Origin of the sequence: Streptomyces sp. F001, assembly GCF_004187715.1 — a bacterium.
Taxonomy (GTDB): Bacteria; Actinomycetota; Actinomycetes; order Streptomycetales; family Streptomycetaceae; genus Streptomyces; species Streptomyces flavusporus.
In genome coordinates, this window is record NZ_QZWF01000008.1 from 99,218 (window position 1) to 122,483 (window position 23,266).

General features: G+C 70.6%; 20 protein-coding genes and 2 pseudogenes. 13 read left to right on the forward strand and 9 right to left on the reverse strand.

Annotation, left to right across the window (positions count from 1 at the left end; genetic code table 11):
- Positions 1-3 precede the first annotated feature (3 nt).
- Together StrepF001_RS26825 and StrepF001_RS26830 are read right to left on the reverse strand one after the other, a co-directional pair.
- Positions 4-747: a C4-type zinc ribbon domain-containing protein gene (locus tag StrepF001_RS26825; RefSeq protein ID WP_129800960.1), complete on the reverse strand. Its 744-nt coding sequence runs from the start codon at positions 745-747 to the stop codon at positions 4-6.
- The gene (locus StrepF001_RS26830; protein ID WP_129800791.1) at positions 744-1,595 is read right to left on the reverse strand and encodes a Nif3-like dinuclear metal center hexameric protein; all 852 of its coding nucleotides are present in this window, start codon (positions 1,593-1,595) and stop codon (positions 744-746) included. Before StrepF001_RS26830 ends, StrepF001_RS26825 begins: the two co-directional genes overlap by 4 nt.
- A 183-nt stretch (positions 1,596-1,778) precedes the next feature.
- On the opposite strand from StrepF001_RS26830, the gene StrepF001_RS26835 reads away from it, so the two are divergent.
- Both StrepF001_RS26835 and StrepF001_RS45755 read left to right on the forward strand, forming a co-directional pair.
- Positions 1,779-2,978, forward strand: a complete 1,200-nt coding sequence (locus StrepF001_RS26835; protein ID WP_129800792.1) for a hypothetical protein — start codon at positions 1,779-1,781, stop codon at positions 2,976-2,978.
- 104 nt (positions 2,979-3,082) lie between these two features.
- A complete protein-coding gene (locus StrepF001_RS45755) occupies positions 3,083-3,241 on the forward strand; it encodes a hypothetical protein (RefSeq protein WP_165396377.1) in 159 nt (52 codons plus the stop codon).
- Positions 3,242-3,279: 38 nt separating this feature from the next.
- Here StrepF001_RS45755 and StrepF001_RS26840 read toward each other — a convergent pair.
- The 4 genes and pseudogenes from StrepF001_RS26840 to StrepF001_RS26855 all read right to left on the reverse strand — a co-directional run bounded on the left by StrepF001_RS26840 (position 3,280) and on the right by StrepF001_RS26855 (position 7,905).
- A pseudogene (locus StrepF001_RS26840) lies at positions 3,280-4,291 on the reverse strand (3-oxoacyl-ACP reductase).
- Positions 4,292-4,340: 49 nt separating this feature from the next.
- Complete coding sequence (locus StrepF001_RS26845; protein WP_129800793.1) at positions 4,341-5,417, reverse strand: Zn-dependent alcohol dehydrogenase; 1,077 nt, start codon at positions 5,415-5,417, stop codon at positions 4,341-4,343.
- A 38-nt stretch (positions 5,418-5,455) separates the two neighbouring features.
- The gene (locus StrepF001_RS26850) at positions 5,456-6,316 is read right to left on the reverse strand and encodes a MaoC/PaaZ C-terminal domain-containing protein (RefSeq protein WP_129800794.1); all 861 of its coding nucleotides are present in this window, start codon (positions 6,314-6,316) and stop codon (positions 5,456-5,458) included.
- A 230-nt stretch (positions 6,317-6,546) separates the two neighbouring features.
- A complete protein-coding gene (locus StrepF001_RS26855) occupies positions 6,547-7,905 on the reverse strand; it encodes a DHA2 family efflux MFS transporter permease subunit (RefSeq protein WP_129800795.1) in 1,359 nt (452 codons plus the stop codon).
- Between the two features lie 176 nt (positions 7,906-8,081).
- Between StrepF001_RS26855 and StrepF001_RS26860 the strand changes: the two genes are divergently transcribed.
- The 10 genes and pseudogenes from StrepF001_RS26860 to StrepF001_RS26905 form a co-directional block, all read left to right on the forward strand.
- Complete coding sequence (locus tag StrepF001_RS26860) at positions 8,082-9,827, forward strand: MFS transporter (protein ID WP_129800796.1); 1,746 nt, start codon at positions 8,082-8,084, stop codon at positions 9,825-9,827.
- A gap of 153 nt (positions 9,828-9,980) precedes the next feature.
- Complete coding sequence (locus StrepF001_RS26865; RefSeq protein WP_129800797.1) at positions 9,981-10,964, forward strand: helix-turn-helix domain-containing protein; 984 nt, start codon at positions 9,981-9,983, stop codon at positions 10,962-10,964.
- A 118-nt stretch (positions 10,965-11,082) separates the two neighbouring features.
- Positions 11,083-12,015, forward strand: coding sequence for an RICIN domain-containing protein (locus StrepF001_RS26870; protein ID WP_129800798.1), 933 nt, complete (start codon positions 11,083-11,085; stop codon positions 12,013-12,015).
- Positions 11,973-13,160, forward strand: a complete 1,188-nt coding sequence (locus StrepF001_RS26875) for a sialidase family protein (RefSeq protein ID WP_129800799.1) — start codon at positions 11,973-11,975, stop codon at positions 13,158-13,160. Before StrepF001_RS26870 ends, StrepF001_RS26875 begins: the two co-directional genes overlap by 43 nt.
- Positions 13,161-13,276: 116 nt before the next feature.
- Positions 13,277-13,927 carry a class I SAM-dependent methyltransferase gene (locus tag StrepF001_RS26880; RefSeq protein WP_129800800.1) on the forward strand — a complete coding sequence of 217 codons (651 nt, stop codon included), beginning with the start codon at positions 13,277-13,279 and terminating at the stop codon, positions 13,925-13,927.
- Positions 13,928-14,029: 102 nt separating this feature from the next.
- On the forward strand, positions 14,030-14,995 hold the full coding sequence (locus StrepF001_RS26885) for an N-acetylmuramoyl-L-alanine amidase (protein ID WP_129800801.1): 966 nt from the start codon (positions 14,030-14,032) through the stop codon (positions 14,993-14,995).
- A gap of 158 nt (positions 14,996-15,153) precedes the next feature.
- Positions 15,154-15,981, forward strand: a complete 828-nt coding sequence (locus StrepF001_RS26890) for a DUF5336 domain-containing protein (RefSeq protein ID WP_129800802.1) — start codon at positions 15,154-15,156, stop codon at positions 15,979-15,981.
- A 98-nt stretch (positions 15,982-16,079) separates the two neighbouring features.
- Positions 16,080-17,099: an LLM class F420-dependent oxidoreductase gene (locus tag StrepF001_RS26895; RefSeq protein WP_129800803.1), complete on the forward strand. Its 1,020-nt coding sequence runs from the start codon at positions 16,080-16,082 to the stop codon at positions 17,097-17,099.
- A 140-nt stretch (positions 17,100-17,239) separates the two neighbouring features.
- Positions 17,240-18,853 carry a transposase gene (locus StrepF001_RS26900; RefSeq protein ID WP_240797694.1) on the forward strand — a complete coding sequence of 538 codons (1,614 nt, stop codon included), beginning with the start codon at positions 17,240-17,242 and terminating at the stop codon, positions 18,851-18,853.
- A 6-nt stretch (positions 18,854-18,859) separates the two neighbouring features.
- Positions 18,860-19,081: pseudogene (locus StrepF001_RS26905) on the forward strand (LLM class F420-dependent oxidoreductase); the annotation flags it as partial.
- Positions 19,082-19,088: 7 nt separating this feature from the next.
- Here StrepF001_RS26905 and StrepF001_RS26910 read toward each other — a convergent pair.
- Genes StrepF001_RS26910 through StrepF001_RS26920 form a run of 3 tightly spaced genes read right to left on the reverse strand, consistent with a single transcriptional unit; the run spans position 19,089 to position 22,700 of the window.
- On the reverse strand, positions 19,089-19,841 hold the full coding sequence (locus tag StrepF001_RS26910; RefSeq protein WP_129800805.1) for a hypothetical protein: 753 nt from the start codon (positions 19,839-19,841) through the stop codon (positions 19,089-19,091).
- Entirely contained in the window at positions 19,828-21,402 is a 1,575-nt protein-coding gene (locus StrepF001_RS26915; RefSeq protein WP_129800806.1) for a VWA domain-containing protein, read from the reverse strand. The genes StrepF001_RS26910 and StrepF001_RS26915 overlap by 14 nt, the downstream gene beginning before the upstream one ends.
- Positions 21,399-22,700, reverse strand: a complete 1,302-nt coding sequence (locus StrepF001_RS26920) for a hypothetical protein (protein ID WP_129800807.1) — start codon at positions 22,698-22,700, stop codon at positions 21,399-21,401. Before StrepF001_RS26920 ends, StrepF001_RS26915 begins: the two co-directional genes overlap by 4 nt.
- A 158-nt stretch (positions 22,701-22,858) precedes the next feature.
- On the opposite strand from StrepF001_RS26920, the gene StrepF001_RS26925 reads away from it, so the two are divergent.
- Complete coding sequence (locus StrepF001_RS26925; RefSeq protein ID WP_129800808.1) at positions 22,859-23,155, forward strand: hypothetical protein; 297 nt, start codon at positions 22,859-22,861, stop codon at positions 23,153-23,155.
- Positions 23,156-23,266: the final 111 nt, after the last annotated feature.

The following is a 23,266-nucleotide window of genomic DNA, read 5'->3' on the forward strand; positions in this document are numbered from 1 at the left end:
CCCTTACAGCCCCGACTCGGAGGTGCGTACCAGGATGCGGCGGCAGTTCTCGCAGCGGACCACCGTGTCGGGCGCGGCCGAGCGGATCTCGTTCAGCTCGGTGATGGCCAGCTCCTGGCGGCAGCCCTGGCAGGTGCGCTGGTACAGCTTGGCCGCGCCGATGCCGCCCTGCTGCCCGCGCAGCTTGTCGTAGAGCTTCAGCAGGTCGGCGGGGATGGAGCCCGCGATGACCTCGCGCTCCTTGGTGACCGAGGCCGCCTCGCCGTCCAGCGACTCGAACGCGGCGTCCCGGCGTGCGGTGGCGTCGTCGATCTTCGACTGGACGGAGGAGACCCGCTCGGTCAGCTCGCCCACCCGCTCCTGCGCGGACTCGCGGCGCTCCATGACCTCCAGGACGACGTCCTCCAGGTCGCCCTGCCGCTTGGCGAGGGAGGCGATCTCGCGCTGGAGGTTCTCCAGGTCCTTGGGCGAGGTGACGGCGCCGGAGTCGAGACGCTGCTGGTCGCGGGCGGCGCGCTGGCGCACCTGGTCGACGTCCTGCTCGGCCTTGGTCTGCTCGCGGGCGCAGTCGCTCTCCTCGGTCTGCGCGGCCACGAGGAGGTCGCGCAGCTGGGTGAGGTCCTTGGTCAGCGACTCGATCTCGGCGTGCTCGGGGAGCGACCTCCGCTTGTGCGCCAGCTGCTGGAGGCGGACGTCGAGGTCCTGGACGTCGAGGAGTCGGATCTGGTCGGCGGGCGCGGCGTTCAGTTGGGGGCTCCTGCTGTCGAATCGGGTGAGGCCGCGTGGGCGGTCCAGGGGTCGGTGACCGTCTTGGAGACATGGACGCGCAGGTCCCAGCCGTGGCGGTCGGAGATCTCGTCGAGCTGGGCGGCGGCCAGCTCGCACCAGGGCCATTCGGTGGCCCAGTGCGCCGCGTCGAGCAGCGCGAGGGGGCTGTGGGCGCGGGCCTCGGAGGCCGGGTGGTGGCGCAGGTCCGCGGTGAAGAAGGCGTCGACGCCGGCCGCTCGTACGTCGTCGAAGAGGCTGTCGCCGGATCCGCCGCTCACGGCGAGCGTGCGGACGGTCGCCTCGGGGTCGCCGGCGACGCGGATGCCCTGCGCGGTGGCGGGCAGACGCTGGGCGGCGCGGGCGGCGAGCTCGCGGACGGTCAGCGGGTGGTCCAGCTCGCAGACCCGGCCCAGGCCCCGGCGGCCGTCGGGGTCGCTCGGGTCCGGCACCAGGGGCCGTACGACACGAAGGTCCAGCGCGCCGGCCAGCGCGTCGCTGACGCCCGGGTCCGCCGTGTCGGCGTTGGTGTGGGCGACGTGCAGCGCGATGTCGTTCTTGATGAGGGTGTGCACGACGCGGCCCTTGAAGTGGCTCGCCGCGACCGTCGTCGTACCGCGCAGATAGAGCGGGTGGTGGGTGACCAGCAGGTCGGCGCCCAGCTTCACCGCCTCGTCGACGATCTCCTGCACCGGGTCGACGGCGAACAGGACGCGGGAGACCTCCTGGTCCGGATCGCCCACCACGGTGCCGACCGCGTCCCAGGACTCGGCCCGCTCGGCGGGCCACAGCGTCTCCAACGCGGCGATGACTTCAGACAGACGGGGCACGGGAACAGGCTACCTGGCTGTTCTGCACGGCTGAACCGATGCCGCCGCCATCCCGCCCAGCACACCCGCCCCCGTCACCTCAGGCAAACCGGCGCGTGGCCACCCTTATGTGTGAAGCGGCCGTCGGGCGGTCCCCCGTCTGTGCGTACGAAAACTAGCGTCGTCGCCGGAGGTGACCGAACGATGACGGTCTGTGCGACGGAGCCTGCCACCGACCAGCACGACGACTGGTCCCGGCCGGCGGGCTGCGTGATCACGGTGGACGGCTCGTACGCCGCACGCCTCGCCCGCAGCGGCGACTCCTGGTTCCCCGAGCGCTGGACGCTGGACGGACCCGAGCCGTACGCCGTGCCGCTGCCCGGCAACCAGCCCGAGGAGCCCGGCACGGAGGTGCAGCCGATGGGCGACGGACGGGTGCTGATCCGCCGCCTCACCGACGGGCGGCACACCTTCTCCCTGCTGTACCCGACCGGCCCCGGCACCGGCGAACTCCCACTCGGCGCGGTCGAGTGCCCCGATGACGGCACCCGGCTGCGGCTGCTGCCGCCCGCGCCGGGCGGCGACCGGGCCTACGCCCTCGCCGTCGGCCGGCTCTCCAGTGCCGTGTGGCTGGTGGCGGGCGGCGCCTTCGGGCCGGAGCACCTCGCTGAGATCCCCGGGCACTGCTCCGGCGGGGTGTGGCTGGACCGGACGGGGCGGATGCTGGCCCTGGACCGGGAGTCCGACGGCCGGACCAAGGCGGTCGTGGTGGATCTGGGGCGGGACGGCGAGGTGTCGCCGCTGCTGCAGATCGCCGCCGACAGCGACGACCGGCTGCTGCTCGCCGACCCCGACAGCGGGCTGCTGCTCATCCGCTCCGACGCGCCCTGTCCGGGCGACGGCAGCAGGCTGGGCTGGGGGGTGCTGGGCAGCACGCTGCCGGTGCGGTTCCCGGAGTGCCTGCGGGTGGCCGCCGACTGTGCGATGACGCCGTTCGCGATCGAGCCGGGGCAGGTGCTGACCCCGGAGAGCTGCGGGGTGGGGCTGCACATCGACGGCCCGGCGGGCAGTTGGGTCGGGGTGTGGCGGCCCGCCGACCGGCACGTACGGCATCTGGCCGCGCCCGAGGGGTGGTTGGCGGGCGCCGGGCTGTGGACGAGGGACGGGGTGCTGCGGCTTCCGTACGCCACTCGGACGGTGCCGTGCGGGGTGGCGGCGTGGGCGGTGCCCAGGGAGGCGCCGGCGCCCGCGGAAACGGGGGACACGAGCCCGGAGGATCCGGTCCCGGACGGCGCGGCTCACGCCTTCGCGGAGCCGTCGGAACCGGATCCTCCGGAACCTGTTGCCGCACGTCCGGTGCCGTTGCAGGAGGCGCCGTTGGCGGGGCGTATGGCGAGTAGGTAACGAAGTAGTGGCGGTCGGCGTGTGCGCCTGGATTCGGTCCGAGGTGTCCCGGTTACACTCGCCCGGCTGTTTGAAAGATCATGTTGACGGGGTGAATTCTTCCGATGAGCGACGCCAGCACGTCCCAGCCGCTGCCCGCCGACCGCCAGGAGCCCTCCGGCCACGGCCGGCACCGGGGTCCGGTCTCGACGCACGACACCGAGTCGGCTCCTCGCGGACGGCACCGCAAGCCGGTGCAGCAGCAGACCGAGACGGCGGCCTGACGGCACGTCAATCGGCTGGGGAAACAGCCCCGTTCGCCTCACGGTGAGCGGGGCCTTTCCATGTCCTGCTCCCGTTTCAGCCCCAGCACCTCCACCGCCGCGAACGTCTCCCCCGGCGGGCGGTCCGCGTAGTGGGGCGTGAGCAGCGCGTCGAGTTCGTCGTACGTGAAGGTGTCCTGCTTGCTGTCGAACTGCGCCTGCACCCGCGGCCGTTCGACGACGGCCACCATGCCGCCGTGCACGACGAGCAGCTGCCCGTTGATCCGCGCGGCGGCCGGCGAGGCCAGATAGCCGACGAGGGGGGCGACATGCTCGGGGGCGAGCGGGTCGAGGCCGTCGGCGCCCGCCGGCTGGAACACGTCCTCGGTCATCCGGGTGCGGGCGCGCGGGCAGATGGCGTTGGCCGTCACGCCGTACTTGGCGAGCGCGAGGGCCGTGGAGGTGGTCAGGCCGACGATCCCGCCCTTGGCCGCCGCGTAGTTGGGCTGTCCCGCGGAACCGGCCAGGAACGCCTCCGAGGAGGTGTTCACGATCCGCCCGAACACCGGCCCGCCGCGCCCGTCTCCCACCACCACCCTTCCAAGGAAGCGCTTCGCGCCCTTCTTGATTCGCCTTGTACCGCTCGCGCCAGTGCGCGGCGGCGAAACGGGTGGTGTTGAAGTGGCCCTTGAGGTGGACCCGGATCACCGAGTCCCACTCGTCCTCCGCCATGGAGAAGACCATGCGGTCGCGCAGGATGCCCGCGTTGTTGACCAGGACGTCCAGCTTTCCGAACGTCTCGATCGCCGACTGGACGAGCTCACGCGCCTGTTGAAAGTCGGCGACGTCACCGGTGTGGGCGACGGCCGTGCCGCCCGCGGCGCGGATCTCGGCGACGGTGTCCTCGGCGGGCCCGGCGGACGCCTCGCCGGTGCCGTCCCGGCCGGGCTGCCCGTGGTCGTTGACGACGACGGCGGCGCCGAGCCGGGCGAGTTCCAGCGCCTCGGCCCGGCCGAGCCCGCGTCCGGCGCCGGTGACGATCGCGGACAGTCCTTCGAGTGGCAGTGACATAAGACTCCTTGGACCCCTTCGGCTCAGACCCCTTCGGCTCGGATTCGGCTCAGATCTCGATGCAGGTCCGCAGTGCGGTGCCGGTGCGCATCTGGTCGAGGGCCTCGTTGATCTCGGTGAGCGGCACCCGGTGGGTGATCAGTCCGGCCAGGTCGATGCGGCCGGCGCGCCACAGGGCGATGGTCCGCTCGTAGGAGCGCAGGACGTCTCCGCCTCCGTACATCGAGGGCAGGATCCGCTTCTCGTCGAAGAACAGCTCGAACATGTTGAGCTGGAGGAAGTCGTCCATGGCTCCGGCGCCGACGACGACGAGGGTGCCGCCGCGCCGGGTGTTCTCGTACGCGGTGCGTGCGGTGGCGGACTTGCCGACGACCTCGAAGACGTAGTCGAAGCCCTCGCCGCCGGTGACCTGCTGCTTGGCGTCGGGCAGCTCGTCCGGCGACACCGCCTTGGTGGCACCGAACGTGAGCGCGGCCTCCCGCCGTACGGCGATCGGGTCCACCGCGACGATCTCGGCGGCGCCCCGCAGCCGCGCGCCCTGGATCGCGGAGATGCCGACGCCGCCGCAGCCGATGACGGCGACCGACGCACCCGCCTCCACACCGGCCGTGTTGAGGGCGGCGCCCAGCCCTGTGGTCACCCCGCAGCCGATGAGGGCGGCGATGTCGAAGGGCACGTCGTCGGGGATGGGCACCGCGCAGCCGGCGTCGACCACGACCTCCTCGGCGAAGGTGCCGGTGCCCGCGAAGCCGAAGAGGTCCCCGCCGGGACGCTTGTAGTTGGGGGTGCCCGCGTTCATGAACCCGGCCAGGCACAGTTCGGTCTGACCGCGGCGGCAGGCGGGACAGGCGCCGCAGGCAGGCAGCCAGCAGACGACGACCCGGTCGCCGACGCTCAGGCCGCGCACGCCTTCGCCGACCTCGAGGATCTCCCCCGCCCCTTCGTGCCCCGGCACGAACGGCGCCGGCTGCGGCAGTACGCCGTTCATCGCCGACAGGTCCGAGTGGCACAGCCCGGTCGCCCGCACCCGGATGCGCACCTTGCCGGGGCCGAACCCCACCGCCTCGACGTCGTCGAGGACCTCCAGCTTGTCCTGACCTATCTCGTGCAGTACGGCTGCGCGCATGGTGCGGCTCCCCTCAGGAGTGCTTCACGAAGAGTGCTTCACAAGTGCTCGACGATGGTGTCGGCAAGGACGGGCACGTCACCCCGCTCAACCGCGCTGACGGCCACCCGGACCGCTGCCGCCTCCTGCCGCCACATACGGATGCGCAGCGTCTCGCCGGGATACACCACCCCGGCGAACCGCGTGGTGTACGAGCGCACCCGGGTCACATCACCGCCGAGCAGCGTGTCGACGACCGTCTTGAGCGTCATGCCGTAGGTGCACAGCCCGTGCAGGATGGGCCGCTCGAACCCGGCGACCTTGGCGAACTCGGGGTCGGCGTGCAGGGGGTTGTAGTCGCCGGAGAGGCGGTAGAGCAGGGCCTGGTCCTCACGGATCCCCCGCTCGACGGTACGGTCGGGCGCGCCGGCCGGGGGTTCGAGGCGCGCGGACGGCCCGCGGTCGCCACCCCAGCCGCCCTCTCCCCGTACGAAGATCTGCGCGTCGTTGGTCCACAACGGGCCTTCGGCGTCGGCGACTTCGGTGCGCATGACGAGGACGGCGGCCTTGCCCTTGTCGTACACGGCGGCGATACGGCCGGTGGCGGTGGCGGTGCCCTCCGCCGGGATGGGGCGGTGGACCTCCAGGGACTGGCCGCCGTGCAGAACGCGCGCCAGGTCGACCTCGATGCCGGGCATGGACAGGCTGCTGATCACCCCGGGCGAGCCGGCTCCCGCAACGGTGGCGAAGCTGGGCAGCACATGCAGCCGGGACTCCAGGGTGTAGCGCAGCTCGTCGGGGTCGGTGGCGGGGACGCCGGCGCCGATGCCGAGGTGGTAGAGCTGGACGTCCTTCCGGTCCCAGGTGATCTCGCCGGTCCGGGGTTCGGCGGCGAGCGCCTTGGCTGCGTCGATGGGCATGGGGCTCCTGTCGTCTCCAAGACCCCGGTACGGCCGTCCGCACCGTCGGCCGCACCGAGGTCGTCACGGGCCGTTCTAGAACGCGTTCCAGTCCGGCGCCCCCTGTATAGCCGAGCCCACCACACTTGTGAAGGCTCCTGACACTGCGTCAGCTCTGTGCGCCGACGGAGTCACCCCGGCGCGGCAACCACACCGCCATCATCACCGCCCCCGCCCAGCCACCCCCGCACTCACCCGGAACGCAACGCATACCCCTCCGTCAGCGCCGCAGGCCCCCCGCCGCCCTCCGTCCGTGCCGCCGCGATCGTCGACATCACCGCGAGACCCAGCGAACCGCCCATCGTGCGGGAGGTGTTGATCAGCCCGGAGACCAGTCCGGCCTCCCCCGCGGGCGCTCCCGACGTGGCCAGGGCGGCCAGCGGGGTGGCCGCGAGCCCGGCGCCGAGCATCATCAGGACCCCCGGGATCATGATCGCCGTCAGGTACGCCCCCTCCGCACCGATCGTCGACTGCCACCCGAACCCGACCGCGGCCACCACCGTCCCCAGCACGGCCACGTTCCGCTCCCCCGCTCTCCGCATCAGACGCGGCGCGAGTTTGGAGCCGGCGACCACGGCCAGCGAGCTCGGAACCAGGGCCAGCCCGGCTTCGAGCGGCGTGTAGCCGAGCACGTTCTGTGCATACAGGGTCATGAAGTACCACATACAGAACATGGCCGCGCCGCTGAGGAACATGGCCACGTTCGCCGACGACACCGCCCGCCGGCCGAGCAGTCCGAGCGGCATGAGCGGCGCGGCCGTACGCGCCTCGACCAGCAGGAACAGCCCGACCAGAGCAAGCCCCGCAACCAGCGGCACCAGGGTCGCCGCCGCCGTCCACCCCGAGGCCTCGGTCTGCGAGATCCCGTACGCCAGCGCGCCCAGCCCGGCGGTCACCAGCAGTGCGCCCGGCAGGTCCAGCCGACGCCCGTCCCCAGCGCGGCTCTCCGGGAGCCACCGCAGGGCACCGAACAGGACGACCGCGCCGATCGGCACGTTGATCAGCAGCACCCACCGCCACGACAGTCCGTCGACCAGCAGCCCGCCGACGAGGCCGCCCGCGGCTCCGCCGCCCGCGCCGACCGCCGTCCAGGTCGCGATGGCCCGCGCCCGGGCAGCACCCTCCGGAACGGCGGCCGTGAGGATCGTCAGCGTCGAGGGCGCCAGCACCGCGGCACCGAGTCCCTGTACGGCCCGGGCGGCCAGCAGTTCCCAGCCCTCCCGGGCCAGTCCGCCGGCCAGCGAGGCCAGTGTGAACAGGGCGAGCCCGACCAGGAACATCCGCTTGCGCCCGTACAGGTCCCCGGCCCGCCCGCCGAGCAGCATGAACCCGGCGAAGGCGATCGCGTACGCGTTCACCACCCACTGCAGTCCGGAGCCGCTCAGCCCCAGATCGGCCCGCATCGACGGCAGCGCCACGTTCACGACGGACACGTCGAGCACGACCAGGAACTGTCCGGCGCACGCCAGCGCCACCACCAGCCAGGTGGGCTGCGCGGCGCGGCGGGATGTGCGGGTGGGAACCTCAGCAGCTCCAAGCATGGATGTCATGCTCTCAACCGCCACACGCTTCTGGCATCGGGATTTCGACCTAGGCCAGACCTAGGGCCTGTCCTCGAAGAATCCCCGAGAGGGGCCTGCGCCTGCACCCCAAGAGAAGGTCAAGAATTCGTTAGTGAGCCAAAGCATCGGAATAGTTGCTCAGGCGCACCGAGTTCAAGCTACACATGACACGCACGACGAACGAGCAGCCCACCGGAAGAACGGCCAAGGGGGCCGTGGTCCCCGTACTCGCCTTCGCGGGCATCGTGGTCGCGGTGATGCAGACCCTGCTCGTCCCGGTCATCAAGGATCTGCCGCAGCTGCTGGACACCGAGCCCAGCAACGCCACCTGGGTCCTGACCTCGACGCTTCTCTCCGGAGCGGTGGCCACGCCGATCATGGGCCGGCTCGGTGACCTGTTCGGCAAGCGGCGGATGCTGATCCTGAGCCTCGCCGTCATGGTGGTCGGCGCGCTGGTCAGCGCCGTCACCAGCGCACTGCTCCCCATGATCGTCGGCCGTACGCTCCAGGGCTTCGCGATGGGCGCCATCCCGCTCGGCATCGGCCTGATGCGCGACATGCTGCCCCGCGAGAGGCTCGGCTCGGCGATGGCGCTGATGAGCTCCTCGATCGGCGTCGGCGGCGGACTCGCGCTGCCCGCGGCGGCCCTGGTCGCCCAGCACGCCGACTGGCACGCCCTCTTCTACGGCGCCGCGGGCCTCGGTGTCCTCTCGATCGTCCTGGCCCTCCTCCTCGTACCGGAGTCCCCGATGCGTGCCGAGGGCTCCTTCGACCTGCCGGGCGCGCTGGGTCTCTCCCTCGGTCTGGTCCTCTTCCTGCTCCCCATCACCAAGGGCAGCGACTGGGGCTGGACATCCGGCACCACGCTGGGCCTGTTCGGCGCGTCGGTCGTCGTACTGCTCCTGTGGGGCGTCTACGAGCTGCGCACCGCGGCCCCCCTCGTGGACCTGCGCACCACCGCCCGTCCCGCGGTGCTGTTCACCAACCTCGCCTCGATCATGGTCGGCGTCTCCTTCTACGTCGTCTCCCTCGTCCTGCCCCAGCTCCTCCAGCTCCCCACCAGCACCGGCTACGGCCTCGGCCAGTCGATGGTCGTCGCGGGCCTGCTGGTCGCCCCGCTGGGCCTGACGATGATGTTCACGGCCCCCGTCTACGCCCGCCTGTCGGCGAAGTACGGCACCAAGGTCACGCTGATCATCGGCCTGCTGATCATCGCGATCGGCTACGGCGCCGGACTCGGCCTGATGAGCGCCGCCTGGCAGGCTCTGGTCATCGCGGTCGTCCTGGGCGCCGGCATCGGCCTCGCCTACTCCTCCCTGCCCGCGCTGATCGTCGGCGCGGTCCCGGCCTCGGAGACGGGCGCGGCCAACGGCCTCAACACGCTGATGCGCTCCATCGGTACATCGACGTCGAGCGCCGTGATCGGCATGGTGCTCGCCAACACCGCGAACAACGTGAACGGCGTCGCCGTCCCGACCATGCACGGCTTCCGCGTCTCCTTCCTGATCGCGACCGGCGCCGTGGCCGTCGGCCTGCTGTTCGCCCTCTTCCTGCCGAAGCAGCGCCAGGCCGCGGGACCGCAGTTGCGCGCGAGCAGCGAGGAGGACGCCAACCTGGCCCGCGCGGAAGAGGTCCTGCGCGCCTTCCACGGCCGCGTCCTCGACGCCGAGGGCACCCCGGTCGCCCGCGCGAAGGTGACACTGATCGACCGCCGGGGGCGGCAGGCGGGCGCGACGCTGTCCGCCGAGGATGGCAGTTACGCCCTCGCAGTCCCGGCCCAGGGCGCGTACGTCCTGGCGGCGAAGGCCACGGGCCACGGCCCGCTCGCCTCGTCCGCGACCCACGCGGGCGACGACCGCGCGGTCGATGTGGACCTTTCACTGCCGGGTGAGGCGGTCTCCGCACTCTGAGCAATCCGAGGAGATCTCTTCCCTTCGAATCCACCTGGCGTTCACGGCCAGAAGGGTTTCCCCCTGCACCATCCATCTCTGCGATCTCCGTGTGACCGGAGATCAGCGGCACGCGCCTGACGGGGGTTCAGGAGCGGGAGGGGCGGGGGCGGGATGATCGGGACGCTGTTCCGGAGCGAGGACGTGCCCGCGGAGGACAGGTTCGACCTCTGGCGAGAGCGCATCGGCCGAACCGTCGCACCCGCCGACCTCACCAGTGACTACGCCGCCGACTACTGGGCGGAGCAGCGGCTGTTACAGCTGGGGCCGGTGACCGTGTGGCCGACGTCGTTCCTGCCGTCGCGGTTCCGCCGGAGCGCGAAAATGGTGCGGCAGTCCGACCCCGAGCTGTACCACCTGAGGCTGGTGCTCGACGGAGGGCTGGCCGTCGACCACGACGGACGGTACGACACATACGGCCCCGGTGACCTGTACCTGGCCGACAGCTCACGGCCGGGTGACGTGCAGTCGTACAGCGACGGCGAACGCCGTGCCTGCACGGGGGTCGGCGTGGAGGTCCCCAAGGCACTGATGCATGTGCCACCGCACCGGGAGCTGTTGGGCAGACGGCTGTCGGGGCGGGAGGGAATCGGCGCTCTGCTGACGGACTTCCTCACCGGCCTGGACCGGCAGGCCGACACCCTGCGGCCGTCCGACGCACCGCGCCTGGGGACGGTCCTCCTCGACCTGCTGTCGGCCTGGATCGCCAACGTGCTGGAGACGGAGGACGCCCTGCCGCCGGAGACCCGGCAGGGCGTCCTGACCACTCGCATACAGGCGTTCATCCAGCAGAACCTGCACGACCCGAATCTGACACCGCCCGTCATCGCCGCCGCGCACCACATCTCGCTCAGCTACCTGCACCGCCTCTTCCAGGAGGCGGCGCAGGGGGAGACAGTCGCTGCCTGCGTCCGCCGACGCCGACTGGAGGGCGCCCGTCGCGACTTGGCGGACCCGGCCCTGCGCACCGCGCCGATCCACACCATCGCCACCCGGTGGGGCCTGCCGCGCGCCTCCGACTTCACCCGCGCCTTCCGCGCCGCGTACGGGATGTCACCCAAGGAGTACCGGCTTCAGGCGCTCGCAGTGCGGGAGTAGATCCACAGCCAAGTCTCAGTGGGCCCACCGCTAACGACTTCCCCAGGAGCCGCATCGCATCCTGATCAAGTCGCTGCAGAACGGTCCAACGACGGAAACAGAGAGGTTGCTCGATGTCATGCATATGAAAAACCTGACCCGCGTCTTCGCGGCCGCCCTCACGGCGCTGTGCGCAGTCGCCGCCACAGTGGTGTGGTCACTGGCCTCCTCCACTCCGGCACACGCGGAGGACGACTGGAGAAACCTCCGCAACCTCAACGCGGGAAGATGCCTGGCCGTGCCCAACTCCAGTACGGCGAACGGCACGGGCCTGGTCCAGTGGACCTGTAGCGAGAACTTCGACCAGGACTGGACGTTCACCAAGGTGGCGGGCGGAAACGGAGACCGCTATCTCGTCCGCAACCGCAACAGCGGCCAGTGTCTCGCCATGCCCAACTCCAGCCTGGCCGACGGGACACAGGCCATTCAGTGGCCCTGCAACGCCGCCGGCAACGAGCAGGTCTGGGTCCACGACAGCTGGAACCGGCTGCGGAACCTGAACAGCGACAAGTGCCTGGCCGTCCCCAACTCCAGCACGGCCAACGGCCTCGGGGCCATCCAGTGGACCTGCTCGGAGAACCTGGACCAGCGCTGGGTGTGGTCCGAGGACACCTCGACCTACGCCCGTCTCTACAACATGGGCTCCGGCCAGTGCCTGGCCAACCCCGGCTCCAGCTACACCAACGGCATCACGATGATCCAGTGGTCGTGCAGCAACAGCGACAGCAACTACTGGGCGCTCAAGCCCGTGACCGGCGGCTACCGCGTGGTCAACAAGGTCAACGGCAAGTGCCTGGCCCTCGCGGGCGCGACCACCGTGAACGGCGCCAAGGTCATCCAGTGGCCGTGCGGCAGCGGTGACGAGCAGGTCTGGGTCCGCATCAGCCTCGACCGACTCCAGAACAAGAACAGCGGGCTGTGTCTCGCCATACCCAGTGCCAGTCAGACCGCCGGAACGGAGGCCATTCAGTGGACCTGCTCAGAGAGCGCGAGTCAGCAATGGCTGTGGTGAAGCGCAGACGGGCATGGCCCGTACTCCTGACCGCACTCGTCCTCACCGTCCTGTCCGGCCTGCTGCTGCCGGGCCCGGCCTCCGCCGGCATCATCACGGGCCAGTCGACCGTCTACACGAACCTGGTCACCGGGGGCGACGGCCCGCGCACCCCCGACATCATCGCCACCAGCGAGACCAACGCGGTCGTGGCCTGGCGAGAGGGCCTCAGGCCCGGCAACGTGGACATGGGATACATCCGGTACGCGTACACGACCGACGGCGGCGCCCACTGGAGCCGCCCCCAGACCCTGGCCCAGGAGACCAGCGAGTACGCCTGGCACTACGTCATCCTCTACCAGGTCGGCAGCGACATCTACGCGTTCATGGGGCGCACCCCGATCGCGGACACGAGCGAGTCGGACGGGGACGGCCTGAACAACAACGGCCTTCCGATCAACGGCACCGTCGTCAAGCGCAGCACCGACGGTGGCCACACCTGGCAGGACCACCCCGCCAGCTTCCCGAGCATCGGCAACCTGGTCTTCGCCGGCCGCCCGCTCAAGCTGGCCAACGGCAACCACGCCATCCCGTACTGGGCCACCAAGCGGGAGAACGGAGTACTGGTCTCCAAGGACCTGACGACCTGGACGAAGGCCGGCTTCGTGGAAAACGGAAACGCCGAGGGCGTCAAGGCCGGCGAGAACCAGATCGCCCTCGACCAGAACGGCAAGACCGGGAACGAGCTGGTCATGGTGGCCCGCAGCGAGAACGCGCAGGCCATGAGGTCCACGAGCCCCGACGGCGGCGTCACCTGGACGCCCTTCGCCGCTGACCCCGACCTGCCGAGCCTGGACACCTCCAAGGCCTTCTTCGCCAAGGACGGCAACGGCAGGTATCTGTACATCTACAACACCCCCACGCCCAAGACCGCCCCCGAGTACCGCGACATCCTCAACTACCGGGAGAAAGCCCCCGGGGCGGCCTGGGGCGAGGCCACGTTCTTCGCCGACGGCTTCGAACTCGACGAGGACGAGACACCGGCCGGGACGGGGAAGGGCTGGGACACATACGCGATGGGCGACGAGTACGCGCCGGGCAAGTTCTGGGTCGTGTGGGAGTTCGACACCACGCGCATCATGACGAACAAGCTGGACATGTCCTAGGCATCCAGGTACCTGGGCATCCTGCCCCACCACCGCCGTACCCCCTGGTCACCGCCGGCCAGGGGGTACGGCAGCATGGGTCCCACCTAATACCCGTACGACCGAGAGGGACCCCCATGCCCGCGGCCCCCAAGCCCGAGATCCTGGCCGCCTTCGAGGCCGCGAAGGGGTTCATGCCCACCGGCGAGGGCCTCGCCCTGTACGCGGCGGCTGTCGAGGCCGCGCGGCTCGGACTGCCGCTCCTCGAGGTCGGGACGTACTGCGGTCGCTCCACCATCCTCCTCGCAGACGCGGCCCGCGCGGCCGGTGTGACCGCGCTCACCGTCGACCACCACCGCGGCAGCGAGGAGCAGCAGCCCGGCTGGGACTACCACGACCCGGAGACGGTCGACCCCGAGCTCGGCCTGATGGACACGCTGCCCACGTTCCGCCGCACGCTGCACCGGGCGGGACTGGAGGAGCACGTGGTCGCCCTGGTCGGCCGCTCCCCGCAGATCGCGCGGTTCTGGAACTCCCCCCTCGCCCTCGTCTTCATCGACGGCGGCCACACCGACGAGCACGCGACCGCCGACTACGAGGGCTGGGCGCCGCATGTCGCCGAGGGCGGTCTGCTGGTCATCCACGACGTGTTCCCGGACCCGGCGGACGAGTTCACCGGCCAGGCCCCGTACCGCGTCTACATCCGCGCCCTCGCCTCCGGCGCCTTCACGGAGGTCTCGGCCACCGACTCGCTGCGTGTGCTGCGGCGCTCGGGGGCGGGGATCTGAGCGGTCCCGCGAAGGGATTCGCCAGCCGAACGGCGCAGGCCACCACCCATTGGGCCGCACACGGGCCGTGGGGTGGCGTGCCCGGCAGCTAGGGTGGCAGACGTGTCGTACCGAGGCCCCGAATTCGATGACCTCCAGCCCCGACGCCCCCGCCGCGGGGCGCTGACCGTCGCCGTCGCGGCGCTGGTACCGGGCGCGCTGCTCGGGTGGCTGGTGTACGAGGCGGTGGGTGACTCCGAGGGCTCCGGCGGTACGCCGGGACAGGCGTCCGGGGCCTCGGCGAGCGCACATCCCTCCTCGCCCGCCTCCCCGGCCGATGCGCCCGCCTCCCCGACCGATACGTCGGTCTCCGACGCCAAGGAGCCGAGCGCCTCCCCGACGCCCACGGCCGCCGGTCCCCTCAAGGGCAAGGTCGTCGTCATCGACCCCGGTCACAACCCGGGCAACTTCCAGCACACGGCCGATATCAACCGCAAGGTGCACATCGGTACGAACTGGAAGGAGTGCGACACCACGGGCACCTCCACCAACTCCGGGTACACCGAGGCAAAGTTCACCCTGGACGTCGCCCACCGCCTGCGCACACTGCTGCAGCAGCAGGGCGCCACGGTGAAGCTGACCCAGGACGGCGACCGGCCGTTCGGGCCCTGCATCGACGAGCGGGCGCGGATCGGGAACGCCGCGAAGGCCGACGCCGTGGTGTCCATCCACGCGGACGGGTCCGGCGCCGGGAACCGCGGGTTCCATGTCATCCTCCCGGCGTCCGTCCACAAGGGCGCCGCCGACACCCGGCCGATCGTCGGGCCGTCCCGCGACCTCGGCGAGCGGATCGCGGGAAGCTTCGTACGGGCCACCGGCAGCGCACCGTCCAACTACGTTGGCAACGGCACCGGTCTCGTCACGCGTCAGGACCTGGGCGGTCTCAATCTGTCAACAGTTCCGAAGGTGTTCCTCGAGTGCGGCAACATGCGCGATAGCAAGGACGCGGCACTGCTGACCAGCGGCGCGTGGAGGCAGAAGGCGGCGCAAGGGATCTCTGATGGAATCGTGAGTTTCCTGCGCGGGTAGTCATCAGCGGGCTGATCCCGGCGGACAGCGCGATCGTACGGACGATAGTGTCATCCGTACGATGAGGGGCCACCCCCGCGCTTCACACCGCGGCCTGACGGCGACATGGTGACAGCGACGCCTCCACCGATGACGAGACGACCTACGAAGGACCTGAAGTGAATATCCGCTCCCTCACTCGAGGCGACGGCGTGGTGATCGGAGCAGCGGTGTTGCTGTTCGTCGCGTCGTTCCTCAGCTTCTACTCGTCCGACGGTGCTCCGGACGGCTTGGACATGCCCAGCCTGTGGGGCAGCGGCCCGGTGCTGATGAGCGTCGTACTGGCGGGTCTCATCGGCGCCGCGCTCGTCGTCGTCGGCCGCGGGCTGCCGCAGGCCCCGAAGGTCGCAGGGCTCGACCTCGGCCAGTTCGGCGTCGCCTTCACGGTGTTCGCCGCATGGAGCGCGCTCGGCAACGTCTTCGATCCGGCGAGCGCCGCCAACAACTTCGGCGGTGACTCCTCCGACGGCCCCGACGCCGGCACGGGTCTGATCCTCGCCCTCGTGGCCACCCTGCTCATGGCCGCCGCCGCCGTCGCCACCCCCCTGGTCCCCGCTCTCAAGGGCACCCTCCTCCCGGCCCCGCGCCCGGCCGCCCCGCAGCCCTACGGCGGTCAGCCGCAGGGTGGTTACGGCTACCCGGGCGCCCAGCAGCCCGCCGGATTCGGCGGTCAGCCGCAGCCGGGTCAGCCCGGTCAGCCCTACGGCGGCCAGCCGCAGCAGGCCCAGCAGCCGCAGCCGCCGGCCGGGGACTTCTCCCCGTTCTGGTTCGCGGTGCCGGTGCCGCGGCCGCTGTTCCCGGAGGACGGCTCGCCGACGCCGATCGCCGAACTCGCCCCGGGCACCTGGTACCTGGCCGTCGAGCAGCGCGGTCCGGCGCTGGTCGCGCAGACGCAGGACGGCCGCCGGGGTGTCCTGCAGGACACGACCGGTATCCAGCGCGGCTGACGTCGAGCCCGTAGCCGCACGGCCCCTCGCCCTTCCGGGCGGGGGGCCGTTGTCGTACAGTCGCCCCTCGGGAAACTGACACCTCGTCAGGAGGCGGTATGCGGCTCGGTCTCGCCCTCGGCTACTGGGGCCGCGGCCCCTCCCCCGACCATCTGGCGCTTGCGCGGGAGGCGGAGCGGCTCGGGTACGACTCGGTGTGGACGGCGGAGTCCTGGGGCTCGGACGCGTTCACGCCGCTCACCTGGATCGCCGCCCACACCTCAACCATCAAGCTGGGCACGGCGGTTGCCCAGATGGCGGCCCGCTCGCCGACGACCACCGCCATGCACGCCCTCACCCTCGATCATCTCTCCGGTGGCCGGATGCTGCTGGGGCTCGGGCTGTCGGGGCCGCAGGTGGTGGAGGGGTGGTATGGGCGGCCGTTCCCGAAGTCGCCGCTGACCGCAACACGGGAGTACGTCGATGTCGTACGGCAAGTGCTGCGGCGCGAGGCGCCCGTTGAGCTCGACGGGCGTTTCCACCCCCATCCGTACCGCGGGCCGGACGCTACCCGTATCGGCAAGGCGCTGAAGCCGATCACCCATCCCCTCCGGCCCGACCTCCCCGTCCTCATCGGCGCCGAGGGGCCCAAGAACGTCGCGCAGACCACCCGCATCGCCGACGGCTGGCTGCCGTTGTACTGGTCGCCGTCCCGGCCCGAGGTGTACGGGGAGGCCGTCACCGACCTTCCCGAGGGCTTCCTCGTCGCCCCGATGGCCCGCGTCCAGGTCTGCGACGACGTCTCCGAAGGGCTCCTCCCCGTCAAGGCCATGCTCGGCTTCTACATCGGCGGCATGGGGCACGCGGCCCGTAACTTCCACGCCGACCTCATGGCGCGCATGGGGTACGAGCAGCAGGCCCACCGGATCCAGGATCTGTTCCTGTCCGGCCGCCGGGAGGAGGCGATACTGACCGTCCCGGACGCCTTCGCCGACGAAATCTCCCTCGTCGGACCACGCGAACGCATTGCCGAGCGGCTGGAATTGTGGCGGAAAGGCCCGGTGACCGACCTGCTCGCCCTCGCTGCGGACCCGCACACGCTGCGGGTGCTCGCGGAGCTCAACGCAGATCGCGGCTGACGCAATAGTTCGTTGCTCTCGCCCCAGGAGACGCAAATCAAATCGAATGCGTGACCTTTGCGGGTGGGCACCGTTGGGTGCGATGACGGGTTTTCGGGAGTGGAGTCGGGCGGGGTGACGGGGTGGGCGGGCTGAGGGAGGTGGCGAAGCCATTCGTCGCGCCCGGCCCGACCGGTGTCGCGGTTCGCACCCGCCTCAAGCACCTGACACCCAGCGACGAAAACGTGCTGCGCCTGGTCGGGGCGCATCTGGGTGCGCTCGCCTCGCGCGATCTCAAGCGCCGCTGCCAGGCCGGTCTGGAGCACTCCACCGACACGTGGGCTGCACGCAAGCGGGAGCTGACACCCGTCTCGTCGTCGCGCTGGGCGGGCAGTATCACCAAGGCGTCCCACGATCAATGGGCGCTAGCTCGCCGTGGCCAGCTGGCGCATATCCAGGGCCTGGAAGCGGGCATCCGGACCATCGTGCATAGGCTGTCCCTGCCCATCGGGGAGAAGGGCTCCAACCAGGCGCCGGGCGGCTACCGGTCCCGGCAGGAGTGGTTCGCCAAGTCGCGTCGCCTGCACGTGCTGGAGGATCGGCTGGAGCATGAGCGGGCCGACCGCGAGGCCGGGATCGTACACGTGGTGCGCGGTGGCAAGCAGTTGGCCCGCACCCGGCACCATCTGGACGCCGCCCAGCTCACCGAGCCGCAGTGGCGCCAGTACTGGGAAGCGGCACGCTGGTTTCTCGCCGCCGACGGCGAGTCTGGGAGGCAATGCGGCAACGAGACCATCTGCGTCAGCCCGGAGGGTGAGGTGAGGATCAAGCTGCCCGCACCGCTCGGGCATCTGGCGAATGCCCCGCATGGTCGGTACGTACTCGCCTGCCACGTCACCTTCCCGCACCGCGGCACCGAATGGGCCGACCGCGTCGAAGCCAGACGGGCCGTGGCCTACCGCATCCACTACGACACAGGCCGGGACCGCTGGTACCTGACCGCCTCCTGGCAGATCCCGCCCACCCGGACCATTCCCATGGCCACCGCCCTCGCCGATGGCGTGATCGGTGTCGATACCAACGCCGATCACCTTGCCGCCTGGAGCCTGGATGTCCACGGCAACCCGACCGGCGCCCCACGCCGCTTCTTCTACGACCTGTCTGGTACGCGAGATCACCGTGACGCGCAAGTCCGCCACGCCCTCACCCGGCTGCTGCACTGGGCGAAAACCTGCGGCGTGAAGGCAATTGCGGTTGAGGACCTGGACTTCGGCGGGGACAAGACCCGCGAAAAACATGGCCGCAGGAAGCGATTCCGCCAACTCATCTCCGGCCTGCCCACCGGCAGCCTGCGTGCCCGGCTGACCTCGATGGCCGATCAGATGGGCATCGCGATCATCGCTGTTGACCCGGCCTACACGAGCCGCTGGGGCGCCGAGCACTGGCAAAAGCCGCTCACCTCGACTACCAGGAAGACCACTCGCCACGACGCTGCCGCCGTGGCGATCGGAAGGCGCGCCCAAGGACACCCGATCCGGCGACGGACGGCACCGCCCCACGACGACCGGAGCGATCGTCGTGGGCATCGGACCGTCCAGGCCCGACCGGTCATCCCCGGGCGTGAGGGAACCCGCCGCCGCATTCCCGGACCACGGACACGATCCGTGCGCGCCGGATGCGGAGCGAACGCGGAAGACCAGAACGCCCAAGACCGTCCGGGGCGTTCGACTGAGCATGAGTTCTGGCAACAGGACTCACTCCCGCTCAGCCTTTAGGAACGGTACGAGGAGGAGGCGCGGCGGATCCAGGAGCTGTTCCTCGCCGGCCGTCGGGAGGAGGCCGTACGGGCGGTGCCCGACGCGTTCGCGGACGAGATCTCCCTCGTCGGCCCGCGCGAACGCATCGCACAGCGGCTGGAGTTGTGGCGCAAGGGGCCGGTGACCGACCTGCTGGTGCTGTCCCCCGACCCGCACACCCTGCGCGTGCTGGCCGAGCTCAACTCCTGGCAGCTCAGCGGAAGATGGCGACCGGGTCGAGGGTCAGCTTCCCCTTCTCCTCGTCCCAGGCCAGGACCTTGCCCAGGCAGCGGGCCGTGAACTTCCCCGTGTAGTAGTGCTCCTCGCGGAAGTCGCCACGGCCCTGGGACTCGAAGCACATGATCTCCACGTGTGCGCCGGTGCCGTACGAGGCACTCAGACGTACGCCGTTCTCCTCACGTTTCGCGGTGAATCCGCCGGTGACGGAGACGTACGCCAGCCCCAGGGCACTGAGGGGAATCTCCCCGTCGGGGTATCTGCGGCTCAGCCGGTCGGCGCTCTCCCGGTTGAGGACGAGGTCGCCCTCGACGAGGTCGGCGTCCACCACGCGGTCCTCCTTGCGCATGGCGTCCATGACCACCCCGATGACGTTCATGGGGTTGGCCTCGCGGAGGTAGGTGGTGACCTGCTCCCGGGTGACGCCCCGTTCCGCCTTGCCCATCCAGAAGAAGAGCTTGCCCCACAGCCCGTAGTTGTTCTGCACCTGGAGCCGGTGGGCCACCTCCTGGCTCAGGGACTGGGCGAAACCGCCGACCTCGTAGATGTCCATGACCCGCTGCTTGTGCAGGTAGAAGCACATGTCGAGGTGCGTCCCGCCGCGCTTGCGCCGCCGGCGCAGGCGCTGCCACCCGTACCCGAGCACGATGGCCAGGCAGGCCGCCGTGCCGGCCCAGACGAGCAGCCACGGCCACCACAGGCCCCACCACTGACCATCAATGACACCCACGGATCTCCTTGAACGCGTCGGAGAGGGAGGAGAGGTTGGCGTCGACCATGCGGCCGCCGGTCGCCGTGGCGGCGCGCTCAAGGGCTGCCGCGTCGGCCTCTCCGAAATGGACGGGGAAGGTGGGCACCGCCTTCGCGTCGCTGCCGAGGGAGCTGTGGCGGCGCAGGAACTCGTCGTAGGTGATGCCGGCGTTGTTCTCGCCGTCGGTCATCAGCACGATCGCGACGGGGCGTGCGGGCTCGTCGCGTACGGCGGCGGTGGCGATGCGGTAGCCGCGGTCGAGGGCGGTCCATACGGCGGTGGCGTCGTCGTAGCCGCCGTCGGCGACCGTCTGGTCGAGACTTCGCAGATCGGCGTCGCCGCGTACCGTGACGGTGCGTTCCTCCAGTACCCGGCCGCCGAACCGGACGACCGTGAGGCGCTCGCCCCGGTAGAAGCGGGCGAACTTGCCGGTGGAGGTCTCGTCGGCGCCGCTGAGTCCGGCGAAGGCGGCGCGCAGGTCGGCCATCCGCTCGCCGCGCATCGAGGTGGAGAAGTCGAGGACGAAGACGACCTGGTCGGCGGTGCGGCTCTTGGGGTCGCCGTAGTCGGTGATCAGTTGCTCGACGATGGAGAGGCTGCCGGGGAAGGAGAGCGCGTTGCCGACGTCCGCCCGCAGCGGCTCGGAGGGTTCGACGTCCTGGTTGACCGGGCGCCGGAAGGTGCGTTCCATGAGCTTTCGTTGCGTGTCGGCGCTCAGCAGCCAGTCCACCACCCTGCCGTACGCCGACCGCTGCTCCTGGTCGAGCAGCAGCAACGGGAAGTCGGAGAGCACCATGCCGTCGTCGGGGTGCACGATCTGCAGTGGACGGCCCCGCCTGTCGTCGGCGTTGAGCGACAGCAGCTCCGCCTCGTGCGCGATCAGCGCGTTGGTGTCGCCCGGCTTGCCGAGATAGGCGGCGATCAGGTCCCGGGAGCTGGCCGCGGTGAGGGTCTGGCCGGAGCGGAAGCCCCGCAACCGGTCACAGGAGACGTCCTCCTCGCGCAGTGCACGTCCGGTGCCGGCGGCGGCGGTGGCGACCCCGACGAGTGCGGCGCGGCCGGTGTCGCTGCGCCGGGGATCAGCCATCCCGAACCGTACGGTGCCGTCGGCGGCGGCGTCCGCCACGTCCGCCCACGAGATCCGGCCCTCGGGGGCGGCCTCGCGCAGCTTGCCGGCGATGTCGGGTTCGAGGCCGACGACGACCGGCGAGCGCATGATCGGGGTGGACTCGGGCCGGGTCAGGCGGCCCTCGGAGTCCTGGACGCGGAGCAGGAAGGAGCGGTCCGAGGCGAGCCACGCCAGGTCGTGGTCCGGGCCGCCCGGGTATTGCCCTGCGAGGTCCGCGTTGGCCTCGTACTCCATCTCCAGCTCGACTCCCGTGTCCTCCTCCAGCTCGCCCAGCAGTGGCGCGATGTCGGCGAGTTCGGGGCTGGCGAGGACGCGCAGGGTGACCGGGTCCTGGTCCTGTGTGCAGGAGGTGAGGCCGGCGAGCAGGACCAGGGTGAGCAAGGCGGTCAGGGCGCGTCCGAGCCTGGTCATGACGGGTCGTCCGGGTTGGGCGGCGGGCAGTCGCCGACGTAGTTGATGATGTCGTCGAGGACCTGCAGGCCGGGTTCCAGTGCCTTGGTCTGGTCGGGGTTCGGGACCGGCACCTGGACGCCGTGGTCGCGCAGGTAGTCGTCCAGTTGCTCGCTGGCGCCGTTCTCGCCGGAGAAACGGATCCGGAAGCCCAGTTCCAGGGCCCGCTGACGCAGTTCTGCGTCCTCCTCGATCAGCTCGACCAGCCGGTCGCCCTGCGGGCTGAGGGAGATGAGCTGCGGCTCGGTGAGCGCGTACGGCTTGGGGTAGAGCAGGACGCGGGTGGTGTCCTGCTTGCCGTCCTTGCGCTGGTGGGCTATCTGGTGGGCCAGGAACTGGTGCTCGTAGATCAGGGCGATGGGCGCAAGGTCCTCACCGAATGCGGAGAAGTAGCTGTCGGCCTGCTCGTCGGCCCACATGCCCTGCAGGGTGACCAGGGGTTTGATCTCCGCGGCGATCCGGTCCACCTCCTCCTTGGCGCGCTTGGGGTTGTTGGGGTGGTTGGAGCCCGGGGTCTTGTCGTCGTTGGCGACGAAGGCGAGCATGCTCAGATAGGTGCCGGCGGAGTTGGACTCGCAGACGTTGGACGTGCGCACCAGGACGCTGCCGCTGTTGCTGCGGTTGCCGGGGGCCACGTCGTCGTAGCCGATCCCGTTCCAGGTGTCCGCCTCTTTGCCCTTGCCGTCCGCGGGGCCGTCCTTGGGGTTGTCCGGGTCGGGGTCGTCCACGCCGTTGAGCAGGGTCATGAACTTTTCCATGTCGAGGTCGTAGTAGAGCGTCCCTTTTCCGCCCTGCCGCTCCGCCACGCCCGCCTTCACCAGGGTCTCCGCGTAGTCGCGGAAGCTGCCGAGGGCCAGCGGGGAGACGAAGGGGCGCACCGTCTGGCCGGTGTCGTCGGGCCGGTCCAGGATCAGCTTCGCCGCGGGCTGGCCGGACGGGAAGACCACGTCCAGGCCCTTCAGGGACCGGGTGGCGATACCCCGGGAGCCGAGGCGGCGGATGTCCACGCGGATGCCGTGCTCGAGTAACAGCCGTTCCACTTCGGGGTCTTTGAAGTAGTCGGACTTGGAGGCCATCCGCGACTCGATGACCGTGATGCGTTCGAACGGCCGGAGCGCGTTGCCCGAGATCGTCAGGGACAGCAGTCCGGCGAGGGCGAGCGGCAGCGCGGCGACGACGAGACGCGGGACGCGGCGGTGTGTGGTTCGGCGGGTGGTGAGTCTCGGTTCCTCGGTCGTGGATGTTCTGTCGTCGGACAACGGCCCTCCTGCCGCTCAAGGGGGCAGGATCATCAAAGACCCCAGAGAACACCCTCCCCTGGAGCGGCCAACTCCACTCGAACGACGGACGAATGACAGCCGACCGCGGTGCGGCGGCAGCCGGGTTTCAGCCAGGCGCGAGTGGCAACCCGGAGGGTATGTCCCCTCGATATCGCAACGGTGCCAACCAGGCCGGTACGGTCATCGCGATCGTCGCCGACATCATGGCCCTCATCCTGGGCCTGTGGATCCTCATGTACCTGCTGGACGCCAACCCCGCCAACGACTTCGTGCAGTTCGTGCACGACGCGGCGCGCTGGCTGGCCGGCTGGTCGCACGACCTGTTCACGTTCGACGAGGCGTGGGCGCGCGTCGTCGCCGGGTACGGGCTGGCCGCGGTCGTGTACCTGTTCGTGGGGCACGCGATCGCGGGCCGCATGCACCGGCAGCACTGAGCACTCAACGCCGTGAGCTGCGCGCCCTCAAAGGGGCGCGGGGCTGTGCCGCTCTGCGGCTCCGCCGCGTGGGCGCGACCAGCCACACGCGACCAGCCGCAGACGGCCCGC